Below are 13,791 nucleotides of genomic sequence, written 5' to 3' on the forward strand. Positions count from 1 at the left end.
TGTTCGCATATCAAACAATGAGGGTCGCGATGCGGTACAATGCCTATCTCGCCGAAACCGCCGACGCCAAGGGTGGCGGGCGCTTCATCGAGGAACCTGGACAGGTCGAGAACTTTGTCTTCCAGACGCGCGGCGGGCCGCTTGATGCGTTCGAGGACGGCCTCGCGCAGGCCCTCACCGCCGCGTTCGACGGCGGTGCGTTCGAATTCCCGGAACTCGTCGCGGCCCTCAACGCCGGCGGCAGTGCGGACCGTGCCGGCGCCCCCTGGGCCGAGGCGACGCTCGACGCCGAGCTCGACCGGCTCGGCCAAGCGCTGTTCCAGATCGTTCCCGGAGAAACCGCAGCATGAATGCTCCTGTCAACCTGACCCCCGCGGCGCGCCTCAACGAGGGTCTGCGCGAGATGTGGTATCCGGTCGCGCCGAGCTGGATGCTCCAGCAGGCCCCGCTTGGTCTGACCCGACTGTCGCAGCGCATCGTCCTGTGGCGGGACGCCGACGGCGGCATCAAGGCGATCGACGACCGCTGTCCGCATCGCGGCGCGCGCCTGTCGATGGGCTGGAACTTGGGCGACCGCGTCGCGTGCTGGTATCACGGCGTCGAGGTCAATGGCGAGGGCCGCATCGAGGACATTCCCGCCCTCGCCAAGTGCGTGATGAAGGGCCGCCAGCTCAACCGCGCCTTCCCGGCGGTGGAGCGCGCCGGCGCCATCTTCGTCTGGTTCGGCGAAGGCGAGCCTGCCCCGCTGGAGCTGCCCGAGGAAATCTCCGGCGGCGAATGGGCCGACATCGTGTGCACCGCGCACTGGAACTGCAACTGGCGCTATGCGGTCGACAACGTCATGGACCCGATGCACGGCGCGTATCTGCACGCGCAGAGCCATTCGATGGCCGAGGGCGACAAGACCGCAACCATGCGGGCGCGCGAAACCGATGCCGGTTTCGTGTTCGAGAAGACCAACCAGACCGGCGTGAACTTCGACTGGACCGAAGTGGGCATGACCGGCGCGCTGTGGCTGCGCCTGTCGATCCCCTACGGCAAGTCGGCGGGGCCGGGCGGTTCGTTCGGCATTGTCGGCATGGTGGTTCCGGTCGACGAAACCAGCTGCCGCGTGTTCTTCTGGCGCTGCCGCAAAGTCTCTGGCTGGGCGCGCAATGCGTGGAAGTTCCTCTATCGCGCCCGTCTGGAATCGCTGCACTGGGACGTGCTCGAGCAGGACCGGCTGATCCTGGAAGGCATGGACGACAGGGCGCGCGAACAGGAAGCGCTTTACGCTCACGACGGCGGCATCGTGCGCCTGCGCCGAATGCTCGACCAGTTTGCGGCGGCGGAAGTCGCCACGACCGGCGCCGAGCCCGCCTGCGAGCACGAGCGGGCCTGATCCATGCCCGAGTCCTCCCTGGAACGCGGCATCGCGGTCCTGCGTCAGTTCGGCCGCGAACGGCCCCGGCTGGCGGCGGTCGACCTCGGCGCGGCGCTGGGCATTCCGCGTTCCAGTCTGCACCGGCTGCTGGCTGAAATGGTCGACCTCGGGTTGCTGCGGCGCGACGGTGACGGACGCTATGCGCTCGACGCCGGGGTCTTGTTGCTCGGCCATGAGTTTCTCGCCTCGCAGGATGTGGTCGCACTCGCCACGCCGGTCCTCGAGGCGCTGAGCGTGAGCACCGGGTGGACCACGAACCTGGCCGTGCGGCAAGGCGCCTCGATCATCTACCTCGTGCGCTGCCGGGGCGAGGGCGCGGTCACCGAGAACGTCTCCGTGGGCGCCTCGCTCCCGGCCCATGCGACGCTGATGGGGCGCCTCCTGCTCGCCGGACTGGACGTGGGGGAAGTGACAAGCCTCTACGAAGGCCACGTCTTCGGCGATCGCGGCGATGCGGTGCCCGGCTCGCTCCGGAAGCTTATCGCGCAACTCGCCGAGGACCGCGCCGCCGCCTGCCTGACAAGCGACGGCTATTACGAGACGGGCCTGGCCGTCGCGGCAGCACCCGTGCGCGAGCGCGGCAACCGGCTCGCGGCCGCGATCAACGCCACCCGCGCCGGGGCGAGCGCGATCGAGGCGGAGCGCGTGCGCGCGGCGGTGGTCGAGGCGGCCGATACGATTTCAGCGCTGCTGGGCGGATCGCCCCGCGGGCCCATCAATTCAAGTGGAGAACGGGCATGGCCCAACACAGCAACGGCCTGACCGGCATCGAAGCGGTCCAGTTTTCGACGACCGACCTCGTCGAGGCGGCGCGCTTCCTCGACGACTGGGGCCTGGCCGATGCGGGCAGCGACGAGAGCGTGCAGCGCCGCGTCACCCGCGACGGCGCCGAGGTGGAAGTGCGCCACTGCGACGATCCGGTGCTGGCGCCGGGCGTCGAGCCGGGCGCGTCCCTGCGCGCCGTCACCTGGGGCGTGAGCGACGAGGCCGAACTGGCCGCGCTCGCCGTGCGCCTCGGCGAAGAGGCCGGACCCGATGCCGAGGGTTTGCTCAGCATCCAGGATCCGACGGGCTTCACGCACCGCTTCCGCGTGCGCCAGCGGGGCGAGGCGGTGGCTGACCTGCAGCTCGTCAACGGGCCGGGCCGCGCCAATCGCGTCGATGCCCGCTCGACCGTCTACACCCAGCCCGCGCCGATCGGCATCGGGCACGTGGTGCTGTTCATCGATGACCTCGATGCGACGCTGGACTTCTTCACCCGGCGCCTCGGCTTCGTGGTTAGCGACAGCTATCCCGGCCACGCCGCCTTCCTGCGCTGCCGCACGCCCGGGCCGCATCACGACGCCTTCGTGCTGCGCCGGCCCGGCAAGCCGGGCGTCAACCACGTCGCCTTCACCGTGGGCAACATCCACGAGGTCTTCGGCAGCGGCCTGTCGATGAGCGCCAAGGGCTGGCAGACCGACATCGGTCCGGGCCGCCATCCGATCTCGTCGGCCTATTTCTGGTATTTCCGCAGCCCGATGGGCGGCTCGTGGGAGTTCTACGCCGACGATGACTACTGCACCGCCGATTGGGTGCCCAGCGAGTTCGAGCGCAAGCCCGAACTGTTCGCCGAATGGGCGATCGCGGGCGGCATCGACGGCAACACCCGCCGCCAGGCAAGCGGCGCCTGAACCCGTATTTCCAGGAGAAACAAGATGGAAGAAACCGCAGCGCCGGCACGCAACAAGCTGGTCCCTGAGGGCAAGACGCTCGCCGAGTGGATCGACGGCCGCCTCGCACGGTACGAGACCCGCAAGCTCGACTGGAACGCGCTCAAGTTCCAGGCCGACTTCGACCCCAAGTACAAGCGCGCCCAGATGCGCTATGTCGGCACCGGCGCTACCGGCGTCGCCAGCGACACCAATACGGTGCCGGCCGAGCATTTCACATTCTCGACCATGGTGCTTCCCGCCGGCTGCGAAGGCCCGCTCCACCTCCACGACGACGTCGAGGAAGTGTTCTTCATCCTGAAGGGCAACAAGGTGAAGCTGATGTTCGAAGCCGAAGGCGAATACTACGAGACTTACGTGCGCGAGCGCGATCTCGTCTCAGTACCGGCGGGCATCTATCGGGGTCTCGTCAACGAGGGCATCGAGGAAGCGCTGATGATCGTGTGCCTGGGCACCAATGTGCCCGAGACGCCTACCTATCCGCCCGAGCACCCGCTTTCGAAGATCAAGCGCTCCAAGCCGGCCGTCGCCGGCGCCTGATGGACCTCGCCGACCGCCTCGAAGCGATCGCGCCGCTGCGGCAGGGTGCCGGGTTCAGCTGGCGCGAGGCGGGTGGCGGGGGTGCGTTGCCACTCGTCCTGCTGCACGGCATCGGCTCCAACGCCGGGAGCTGGGTGGGCCAGTTCGAAGCCTTCGCATCCGGGCGCCGCGTGATCGCCTGGAACGCGCCGGGCTATGGCGGCAGCGCGCGCCTGCCGGCGGCTGCTCCGGTCGCGGAAGACTATGGGGCGGCCTTGTGGCGGTTGCTGGACCACCTGGGCGTAGGCAGGTGCCTCTTTGTCGGCCAGTCGCTGGGTGCGATCATGGCGGCGGCGGCGGCGCGGATCGACCCTGCCCGCGTGGCGGCGCTTGTGCTTGCGAGCCCCGCCACCGGCTACGGCGTCTCGGCAGGTGGTGAGCTGCCGGAGACGATCACGCGGCGCATCGCCGACATCCGCGAACTCGGCCCCGAAGGCATGGCCGAGCGCCGCGCCGCGCGCCTCGTCACCGAACGCGCCTCCGCCGACGTCCGCGCGCTGGTGCGCGGGGCAATGGCCTCGGTCGACACCGGGGGTTACGAACAGGCCGTACGTCTGCTGGCGGGCAGCGACCTTCCGGCGCTTCTCAATGGACTCGAGGTTCCCGGCCTGGTGGCGTGGGGCGGCGAGGACGTGGTGACCCCTCCTGCGGGATGCCGCCGCATCGCCGACGCGTTCCGGGGTGCGCCCGGCGTCGAGGTTCCAGGTCTGGGCCACGCTTTCGCCACCGAAGGCCCGCAGCAATTCAACGAGGTGATCCGGCCGATCCTGTCCGCCGCCGATCGCGCATTAGGAGACTGAGCATGGATCTGGGGCTTTCAGGACGCGTGGCTGTGGTCACCGGCGGATCGTCCGGGATCGGTCTCGCCACCGCGCGACGTTTCCTCGACGACGGCGCCAGCGTGGTGATCTGCGGCCGCGACCGCGAACGCCTCGATGCCGCCGCCGCGCAACTCGGCGGCGGCGAACGCCTCCATGCGGAAGTGTGCGACGTGCTCGACGGCGAGGCCGTGCGCCGCCTTGCCGAGAGCACGGCGGCGCGGTTCGGCAAAGCCGACATCCTCGTCAACAACGCCGGACAGGCGCGGCTGAGCACCTTCGCCAGCACGCTCGACGCCGACTGGGACGCTGAACTGAAGCTCAAGTTCTTCAGCGTCATTCACCCGACGCGCGCTTTCCTGCCGCTGCTCCAGGCGAGCGATGCGGGCGCCGTCGTCGTCGTCAATTCGTTGCTGGCGCGTCAGCCCGAGCCGCATATGGTCTGTACCTCGGCGGCGCGGGCAGGGGTGCAGAACCTCGTCAAGTCGCTCAGCGTCGAACTGGCCCCCAAGGTGCGCGTGAATTCGATCCTCATCGGCACCGTGAACAGCGGCCAGTGGGAACGCCGCTACAAGGAGCGCGCAGCCGCTGGCGTGACATACAAGGACTGGCTCGCCGGCCTCGCGCGCGAGAAGCATATCCCGCTGGAACGCTTCGGCGAGCCGGAGGAAACGGCGGCCGCCATCGTCTTCCTTGCCTCCCCCGCCGCGAGCTTCATCACGGGCACCGCGCTCGAAGTGGCCGGCGGCGTTTCGCGCTTCGCGTGATGGCAGTGTCTCGCGCCGCGCGGGCGCTTCTGCGCATGCTATGCATGGCGTGCCTGACGGGCGCTTTCGCCCCGTCGCCTGCGATGGCCGGCGCGGAGGAGAAAGTCACCTACCTGCTGCCGGCCCCGAAGGACGCGATCGTCCTCGCGCCGTTCCTTTTGGCCGAGCAGCAGGGGCGCTATCGCAAAGCCAAGCTGGACGTGCGCTTCGCGGTCGTGCCGGGCGGCTTCAACGTCGGCGAGGCGCTCGCCCGGGGCGAGGGCGACCTGGGCGGCGCGAGCGGCGATACGCCGATCCTGCTGCGCGCCGCGAACGTGCCGGTCAGGGGCATCGCGCTTCTCGGCCGGCATTCCTTCCTGACGCTTGTGACCCGTCAGGACAGTCCTGCGACGCTCGGCAATTTCGACGGGAGGCGGATCGACGTACCGTCCTTCAAGGACACTTCCTATTATGCGGTCCAGGCGCTTGCGGCCGGATCGCGGTCCCTGGAAACGCGGGCGCGTCAGCCGGCCGAACTGATCGCAGCACTCGGCGCGGGCGAGATCGACGGGTTCGTCGGCACGGTGGACTGGGGCGTGAAGGCGGAACGAACGGGCGTGCGGCTCGCGTATCGGGAACTGGACGGCGTCTATCCCGCGATGGCGCAGGCGATCATGGCGTCCGATGCGATGATCGCCCGAAGGCCGAAGGTGCTGCGCCGCTTCGTGCGCGTCACCTTGCGCGCGCTTCGCGAGATCGCCCGTGACCCTGAAGCCGCCGCGACGCAGTATGAGGCGGCGGCACCGGCCAGCAGCTACAGCCACGCCGAGATCGTTCGCATCTTCACGCTGCTGTCGTCCCGCGTCTACGGCGGGAGACCTGTCGGCCGTTTCGATGCCGACACCGTCCGTGCGGCTGAAACCCGGTTGCTGACGCGCAAGCTGATCCCCCAGCGCCGCGTGGTGGAGGATTACTACACAAACGCCTTCGCGGGACGGTAGGAACCCTACGTTAGGAAGCACGCGTTGCATCCCCGGGTTGCATTGGCCGCGCTTAGCACCGAGGTAGCAGCCAGGTAGTGCAGGAGACCACGATTGGGTGACGACGACATCGACGGATCGCCGACAGCCTCGCGGCGGGCAACCCGGTCGTCGCGGCGATCGCGCGCCGGCCCGACCATCTCCGATGTCGCGCGTGAGGCCGGGGTATCGCTGATGACCGTGTCCCGCGTCATGAACGGCAAGGCCAACGTCCGCCCGGAGACGCGCGAGCGGGTCGACGCGGCGATCGCGGCGCTCAACTATTCGCCCAGCCCTGCCGCGCGCAACCTTGCGGCCGCGAGCGAAATCCGGGTCGGGCTGCTCTACAGCAACCCCAGCGCAGGCTACCTCAACGAGTTCCTGGTGGGGAGCCTCGACCAGGCGGCGCGCTCGAACGTGCAGCTGGTCGTGCAGCTCTGCGAAAAGGAGGAGGAACGGCGCGGCACCGTGCAGCGCCTGATCGACAGCGGCATCGATGGAGTCATCCTCCCCCCGCCGCTCTGCGATGCGCAGGACATCCATGCCCTGCTCGAGGAAGCCGCGGTGCCCGGTGTGGCGGTGGCATCGGGACGGCCGTCGATGGCCCTCTCGTCGGTCAACATCGACGACCGGGAGGCGGCGGCGGCGATGACGCGCCACCTGATTGCGCTCGGCCACGAGCGGATCGGGTTCGTCTCCGGCAATCCGGACCAGACCGCCTCGGCGCTCCGCCTTCATGGCTATCTCGACGCGCTGGGGGAGGCCGGTCTGGTGTCGGATCCCGCGCTGGTGGTGCAGGGCCTCTTCACCTACCGATCGGGTCTCGACGCTGCACATCTCCTGCTCGAGCAGGCCGAGCGGCCTACCGCGATCTTTGCAAGCAACGACGACATGGCCGCGGCGGTCATCTCGCTGGCGCATCGCATGGGTCTGGACGTGCCGCGCGACCTGACGGTGGTCGGCTTTGACGACTCGCCCCAGGCGACCACGACCTGGCCGGAACTGACCACCATACGCCAGCCCATCGCGGACATGTCGCGCGCGGCGGTCGCGCAACTGGTGGAGGACATTCGCAACCGCCGCGAAGGCCGCCGCGTCGCGCCGCGGCATTCGCAGATGACCTTCACCTTGATCGCGCGCGAGTCCGACGCTCCCCCGGCGGCATAGCCCGCCCTCGAGCGCGCGCGCAGCAGGACGGCTTGGCGCCGATCCGCAAGGGCAGGCCACCGGCGGCAAGTTCTTGACGCCGCCAAATAGTATGATAGCGCTAGCATAAATAGATAACAAAGGGTGAGATGCATGAAGTTCGATCGGCGGGAAGCCTTGGCCGCAGCTCTGGGCGCAGCGTCTTTCGCGGCTGTTCCGGGATCGGCATCGGCGGGGCTGGCGCCGGTCGGCGGCGCTCCCAGCCCGGCGCCCGGTGCCGCGCCCACCTGGAAGCGCGGCTTCGACGACCAGCGCGTCGCCGACCTCGGCAACGGCACCTTCCTCAACCCGCTGATGGCGGGCGACCATCCCGATCCCTCGATCATGCGGGACGGGAAGGACTATTACATGACCTTCTCGACCTTCGATTCCTATCCGGGGCTGATCGTCTGGCATTCGCGCGACCTGCTCAACTGGCAGCCGATCACGGCGGCGCTGACGAAGAACGTCGGCGCGGTCTGGGCGCCGGACATCTGCAAGCACGGCAATCGCTACTTCATCTACTTCCCCGCCAAGGCCAGCCCCAACGCCAACTACGTGATCTGGGCCGACCGGATCGAAGGCCCGTGGAGCGAGCCCATCGACCTTGGCCTGCCCGACCACATCGACCCGGGCCATGCCGTGGGCGAGGACGGGTCGCGCTGGCTGTTCCTCTCGGGCGGCGACCGCATCCGCCTGAGCGAGGACGGCCTCTCCACCGTCGGCAAGGTCGAGCACGTCTACGATCCCTGGCACTATCCCGAGGACTGGGACGTCGAGGGCTTCTCACCCGAAGGCCCCAAGGTCATGCGGCGGGGGGACTATTTCTACATCATCACGGCGGTGGGCGGCACTGCCGGTCCGCCGACCGGGCACATGGTGATCGCGGCGCGATCGAAGTCGATCAACGGTCCCTGGGAGAACTGCCCGCACAACCCGATCGTGCGCACCACCGACCTCGCCGAGAAGTGGTGGTCGCGCGGCCACGCCACCCTGTTCGAGGGGCCGGGCGGCGACTGGTGGTCGGTCTACCACGGCTACGAGCGCGACTTCTGGACGCTGGGGCGCCAGACCCTGCTCGATCCCGTGACATGGACCGCCGACGGCTGGTTCCGCATGGAAGGGGGCGACCTCTCGGCGCCGATCGCCGCGCCGAAAGGCGGCAGCAAGTCCGGCCCGCACGGACTGCCGCTGTCGGACGACTTCACCACGCTCGAACTCGGTCGGCGCTGGAACTTCTTCAAGCCATCCGCCGACGAGAAAAGCCGCGCGCGGGTTGCGGACAAGTGCCTGCACCTGACGGCGCGCGGCAAGGCACCGGTCGATTCCTCGCCGCTGCTGCTTATCGCGGGCGACCAGGCCTACGAATTCAGTTGCGAGATCGAGATCGATCCCGGCACCACCGCGGGACTGCTGCTGTTCTACGACCAGCAGCTCTATTGCGGCCTTGGCTTCGACGAGAGCAAGTTCGTCACCCACCAGTACGGCATGGAGCGCGGCCGCCCCGCCAACCCGCACGGCCGCAAGATGCTGATGCGGGTGCGCAACGACCGCCACATCGTCTCGTTCCACACCAGCGGCGACGGCGGCCGGACCTGGAAACGCTTCGATCGCGGCATGGAAGTCTCGGGCTACCACCACAACGTGCGCGGCGGTTTCCTGATGCTGCGGCCGGGCCTTTATTCGGCGGGCAAGGGCGAGGCCCGGTTCCGCAAGTTCACCTTCCGCGCGCTTTGAAGGATCGGCTGACATGACTTCGTTCGATACCGCCACCATGCTCCCCGCCGACTGGCGCGAAGGGACGTTCCTCGGCCGGCTCGACCTTGGCGATGGCCCGACGCCGGTGCTGCTCGGCGGCGGCATGGCCTATGACATGAGCCGGGTGGCTCCCACTGTCGCAGACTTCGTCGATGCGGGCGCCTGCGATCCGGCGCTCGGCGCACTGCTCGGCGCTGCGGAGGAGGTGCTCTCGCGCGCGGCGCTGCTGAGCCCCGTCGACCTGCAATGCATCAAGGCGGCCGGCGTCACCTTCGCGGTCTCGGCGCTCGAGCGGGTGATCGAGGAGCGCGCGCGCGGCGATGCCGATCAGGCGCAGGCGGTGCGCGGCGGGCTGGAGGAGCGCATCGGCGGCTCGATCCGCTCGGTCGTGCCGGGCTCGCCCGAGGCGGCGGCGCTCAAGGCGGCGCTGATCGAGGATGGCATGTGGTCGCAGTACCTCGAAGTCGCGATCGGGCCCGACGCGGAAATCTTCACCAAGGCGCCGGTGCTGGCGACGGTGGGATCGGGCGCGGCGGTCGGCGTGCGCTCGGATTCGCACTGGAACAACCCGGAGCCGGAGATCGTCCTCCTCTCCGACCGGCACGGCAAGGCGGTAGGCGCGGCGCTCGGCAATGACGTCAACCTGCGCGACTTCGAGGGGCGCTCCGCGCTGCTGCTCGGCAAGGCCAAGGACAACAACGCCTCGTGCTCGATCGGCCCGTTCGTGCGCCTGTTCGACGAGGGCTATACCATCGCTGACGTCGAAAGCGCAAAGGTGCTGCTGCGCATCGAAGGCCCGGAAGGCTTCCTGCTCGAAGGCGAGAGCCGCATGTCCGAAATCAGCCGCCCGCCGCTCGACCTGCTGCGCCAGGCCTTCAGCGAGCATCAGTATCCCGACGGTATCGTCCTGTTCCTCGGCACCCTGTTCGCGCCCACCCAGGACCGCGACGCCCCGGGTCGCGGCTTCACCCACAAGGTCGGCGATGTGGTGACCATCTCCAGCGAGCGGCTCGGCACGCTGGTCAACCCCGTCGCCACCTCGCGCGATGCCCCGGCCTGGGAGACGGGCATTTCGGCGCTCTACCGTAACCTCGCCGCGCGCGGACTGGTCGGCCCGAAAGCCGAAGCGTTCGCCGGCTGAACCTGATTTTTCGAAGGAATACGATGCTGACGACTACGACCTCCGCCCCCGTCACGCAGACGGCGCGCTACCCATCGCTGGCCGGCAAGGGCGTGTTCGTCTCGGGCGGCGGTTCGGGCATCGGCGCGGCGCTGGTGGAGGCATTCGCCCGGCAGGGGGCGAAAGTGCTGTTCGTCGACATCGCTGCCGAGCCCTCCGAAGCACTGGTCGCGCGGCTCGACGGTGAGGTCGATTTCGCGCCGCGCTTCGCGTGCGGCGATCTCAGGGACCTGGCGTTCGTGAAGGCGCAGGTCGATGCCGCCCATGTCATGTCAGGTGGGCTTCAGGTTCTCGTGAACAACGCCGCCAACGACGACCGCCACGCCATCGCGGACGTGACCCCGGAATATTGGGACGAGCGCATGGCGGTGAACCTGCGCCACCTGTTCTTCGCCGCACAGGCCGCAATCCCGCATATGGAGCGGGCCGGCGGCGGGGTTATCCTCAATTTCGGCTCGATCAGCTGGCACCTCGCGCTCGACCAGCTCTCGCTTTACCAGACCGCGAAGGCCGGCATCGAGGGCATGACCCGCGCGATGGCCCGCGAACTGGGCGACAAGGGCATTCGGGTCTGCGCGATCGTCCCCGGCAACGTCCAGACCCCTCGGCAGGAGAAATGGTACACCCCCGAGGGCGAGCGCGAAATTCTCGCCGCGCAGTGCCTCAACAGCCGTGTGCAGCCCGCCGACGTCGCCGCGCTGGCGCTGTTCCTCGCCTCGGACGATGCGCGCATGTGCACGGGCCACGAGTACTTCGTCGATGCCGGCTGGCGCTGAGATAACCCCGGTCCCGCAGGTCGCCGCCAGGGTCGGCGCGACACTGGGCGAGGACCCGCGCACCGTCTACGCGACGACCGTGCGGGAAGGTTTGGCTCAGGCCCGGCTGGCGGACCAGCCCCATGCCGGGGACCTCCGCACTTTCGAGGTTGAAGTTCCGGGGCGCCCGCCTAGCCATCCATCGTACTGAAGAGAGCCGAAACACGGCCATGCACGAAAGAGGATCCAATCGAATGAGTGATGTTGGGGAAGGCCCGGGCGACGGCAAGGTGAACCTTGCCTTCGTTGCCATGATCGTGGTCGTGGCGACGATCGGCGGCTTCATGTTCGGCTACGACAGCGGCGTGATCAACGGGACGCAGGACGGGCTGGAAAGCGCATTCGGCCTTTCCGCGCTGGGCACGGGCCTCAACGTGGGTGCGATCCTGCTGGGATGCGCGGTCGGGGCCTTCGTCGCGGGACGACTGGCCGACGTGATCGGACGGCGCAAGGTGATGATGATAGGCGCGGGGCTGTTCGTGATCAGCGCGCTCGGCGCCGGGGCGGCGGGCAGTTCGCTGGTGTTCATCATCGCGCGTTTCGTCGGCGGTGTCGGCGTCGGCGCCGCCAGCGTCCTTGCTCCGGTTTACATCAGCGAGGTGACACCCGCGTCGATCCGCGGGCGCCTCTCAAGCCTCCAGCAGATCATGATCATCACCGGCCTGACCGGCGCTTTCGTCGCCAACTACGTACTCGCGAAGACCGCAGGCAGCAGCACCGCTCCGCTCTGGCTGGACCTCCCGGCATGGCGCTGGATGTTCTGGATGCAGGTGATCCCTGCGCTCATCTACCTCGTCGCGCTGATGATGATCCCCGAAAGCCCGCGCTTCCTCGTCGCGCGCGGCCGCGAGGCCGAGGCGCTGACGATCCTGACCCGCATCTTCAGCGCCGCGCGCGCCGGTACGATGGTCTCGGAAATCCGCTCCACGCTGGCTGCCGACCACCACCGTCCGAAGTTCGCCGACCTGAAAGACCCCACCACTGGCCGCCTGCGCAAGCTGGTCTGGGCCGGCATCGGCATCGCCATCTTCCAGCAGCTGGTCGGCATCAACATCGTCTTCTACTACGGCGCGGTGCTGTGGCAGTCGGTGGGCTTCAGCGAGAGCGATGCGCTGCTCATCAACATCCTCTCGGGTTCGCTGTCGATCCTGGCCTGCCTCGTCACGGTCGCGCTGATCGACAGGCTCGGCCGCAAGCCGCTGCTTCTCGCCGGTTCTGCCGGCATGGCGGTGACGCTGGGGACGATGGCGGCCTGCTTCGCCAGCGGTACGTTCGCGGACGGGCACCTGACGCTGTCCGACGATGTCGGCGTGATCGCGCTGATCGCCGCCAATGCCTACGTCGTGTTCTTCAACGTCAGCTGGGGCCCGGTCATGTGGGTGATGCTGGGGGAGATGTTCCCCAACCAGATACGCGGCTCGGCGCTGGCGGTTTCGGGCTTCGCGCAGTGGATCGCGAACTTCGCCATTTCGGTGAGCTTTCCGGCGATGGCGGCCGGGCTCGGCCTGCCCGTCACGTATGGCTTCTATGCCCTCAGCGCCTTCGTCTCATTCTTCTTCGTGCGCACCATGGTACGCGAAACGCGGGGACGGACCCTCGAGGAAATGGCAGGGTGAGCGGGACGCTGGTCCTGCGGCGGGCAGAGGCGGTCGTCACGCTCCTGCCCCACCTGGGCGGCGCGGTCGGCAGGTTCTCGGTCGGTGGCCGGGATATCCTGCGGCCGGCGCCCGACGATGCCAACGATCCGCTGGAGACGGCATGCTTCCCGCTTGTGCCTTATGCCAATCGTATCGCCGGTGGGTGTTTCGGCTTCGGAAACGAGCTGCATGCGTTGCCGCCCAGCCACCCCGTCTTTCCTCATCCGCTGCATGGGCTCGGCTGGGTCCGGTCCTGGGACGTGGCGGAGCAGGCGGGGGGCAGCGCGGTCCTGACCTGCGCCCACCGGGCCGACGAGCACTGGCCGTGGGACTGGTCCGCCGTGCAGCGCTTCGAAGTCAGGCCAAGCGGGCTGGGCATCACGCTGGAACTGGTCAACGCTTCGGACCGGCCGATGCCGGCTGGCTTGGGCCTGCACCCCTACTTCGCGCGCGGTGCGGGCGACGCCTTGCAGTTCGAAGCCGCTGGTCTGTGGCACAACGACGCGGCGTTGATCCCGGACCATCCGCTGCCGGCCGACGCGCTCGGCGACTTCGGGGCGGGCGCCGTTCCTGCGGCCGGATCGTTGATCGACAACTGCTATTTCGGATGGACGGGCCGGGCAGCCTGGGCGGAAGGGATCACTCTGGAAGCGCGAGGGGCCGGGTTCCTCCATGTCTTCGCGCCGCCGGGCGAGGACTTCCTCTGCCTCGAGCCGACCAGCCACATGCCCGATGCTCTCAATCGAGCCGACTTCGCGGTTGCGGGCGGCGTCGTGCTGGCACCGGGCGGCAGGCAGGCCATGACGCTGGAGATCGCCGCTCGCGGCTGAACGGCGCCTCAGGCGACACAGCGGTTGAAATGCACCGCGCCAGACCGCATTTCCAGGCCTATCTCTCCCTATCAACGCTCCCGCCGAGC

At 68.6% G+C, this 13,791-nt stretch carries 14 protein-coding genes; all 14 read left to right on the forward strand.

The window, feature by feature from the left end:
* The first annotated feature begins 29 nt into the window (after nt 1–29).
* The 14 genes from AC07M9_RS17785 to AC07M9_RS17850 all read left to right on the forward strand — a co-directional run bounded on the left by AC07M9_RS17785 (nt 30) and on the right by AC07M9_RS17850 (nt 13,702).
* Complete coding sequence (locus AC07M9_RS17785) at nt 30–350, forward strand: recombinase-like helix-turn-helix domain-containing protein (protein WP_494885561.1); 321 nt, start codon at nt 30–32, stop codon at nt 348–350.
* Nucleotides 347–1,381, forward strand: coding sequence for a Rieske 2Fe-2S domain-containing protein (locus tag AC07M9_RS17790; RefSeq protein WP_494885563.1), 1,035 nt, complete (start codon nt 347–349; stop codon nt 1,379–1,381). Before AC07M9_RS17785 ends, AC07M9_RS17790 begins: the two co-directional genes overlap by 4 nt.
* 3 nt (nt 1,382–1,384) lie before the next feature.
* A complete protein-coding gene (locus AC07M9_RS17795) occupies nt 1,385–2,185 on the forward strand; it encodes an IclR family transcriptional regulator (protein WP_494885564.1) in 801 nt (266 codons plus the stop codon).
* On the forward strand, nt 2,161–3,096 hold the full coding sequence (locus AC07M9_RS17800; RefSeq protein ID WP_494885565.1) for a VOC family protein: 936 nt from the start codon (nt 2,161–2,163) through the stop codon (nt 3,094–3,096). Before AC07M9_RS17795 ends, AC07M9_RS17800 begins: the two co-directional genes overlap by 25 nt.
* Nucleotides 3,097–3,120: 24 nt before the next feature.
* Complete coding sequence (locus AC07M9_RS17805) at nt 3,121–3,675, forward strand: cupin domain-containing protein (protein ID WP_494885566.1); 555 nt, start codon at nt 3,121–3,123, stop codon at nt 3,673–3,675.
* Complete coding sequence (locus AC07M9_RS17810) at nt 3,675–4,514, forward strand: alpha/beta fold hydrolase (protein ID WP_494885567.1); 840 nt, start codon at nt 3,675–3,677, stop codon at nt 4,512–4,514. Before AC07M9_RS17805 ends, AC07M9_RS17810 begins: the two co-directional genes overlap by 1 nt.
* Before the next feature lie 2 nt (nt 4,515–4,516).
* A complete protein-coding gene (locus AC07M9_RS17815) occupies nt 4,517–5,299 on the forward strand; it encodes an SDR family oxidoreductase (RefSeq protein ID WP_494885569.1) in 783 nt (260 codons plus the stop codon).
* Nucleotides 5,300–5,382: 83 nt separating this feature from the next.
* Complete coding sequence (locus AC07M9_RS17820; RefSeq protein ID WP_494885571.1) at nt 5,383–6,279, forward strand: ABC transporter substrate-binding protein; 897 nt, start codon at nt 5,383–5,385, stop codon at nt 6,277–6,279.
* Between the two features lie 93 nt (nt 6,280–6,372).
* A complete protein-coding gene (locus AC07M9_RS17825) occupies nt 6,373–7,464 on the forward strand; it encodes a LacI family DNA-binding transcriptional regulator (protein WP_494885573.1) in 1,092 nt (363 codons plus the stop codon).
* Nucleotides 7,465–7,596: 132 nt separating this feature from the next.
* On the forward strand, nt 7,597–9,219 hold the full coding sequence (locus AC07M9_RS17830; RefSeq protein WP_494885575.1) for a family 43 glycosylhydrolase: 1,623 nt from the start codon (nt 7,597–7,599) through the stop codon (nt 9,217–9,219).
* A 13-nt stretch (nt 9,220–9,232) separates the two neighbouring features.
* Nucleotides 9,233–10,381, forward strand: coding sequence for a fumarylacetoacetate hydrolase family protein (locus AC07M9_RS17835; protein ID WP_494885577.1), 1,149 nt, complete (start codon nt 9,233–9,235; stop codon nt 10,379–10,381).
* Nucleotides 10,382–10,404: 23 nt separating this feature from the next.
* Nucleotides 10,405–11,196: a D-xylose 1-dehydrogenase gene (gene xylB / locus AC07M9_RS17840; protein WP_494885579.1), complete on the forward strand. Its 792-nt coding sequence runs from the start codon at nt 10,405–10,407 to the stop codon at nt 11,194–11,196.
* A gap of 233 nt (nt 11,197–11,429) precedes the next feature.
* Entirely contained in the window at nt 11,430–12,851 is a 1,422-nt protein-coding gene (locus AC07M9_RS17845) for a sugar porter family MFS transporter (protein WP_494885580.1), read from the forward strand.
* Nucleotides 12,848–13,702 carry an aldose 1-epimerase gene (locus AC07M9_RS17850; protein WP_494885582.1) on the forward strand — a complete coding sequence of 285 codons (855 nt, stop codon included), beginning with the start codon at nt 12,848–12,850 and terminating at the stop codon, nt 13,700–13,702. The genes AC07M9_RS17845 and AC07M9_RS17850 overlap by 4 nt, the downstream gene beginning before the upstream one ends.
* The last annotated feature ends 89 nt before the right edge of the window (nt 13,703–13,791 follow it).

It is taken from the genome of Novosphingobium sp. GW821-FHT09E05, assembly GCF_059416165.1.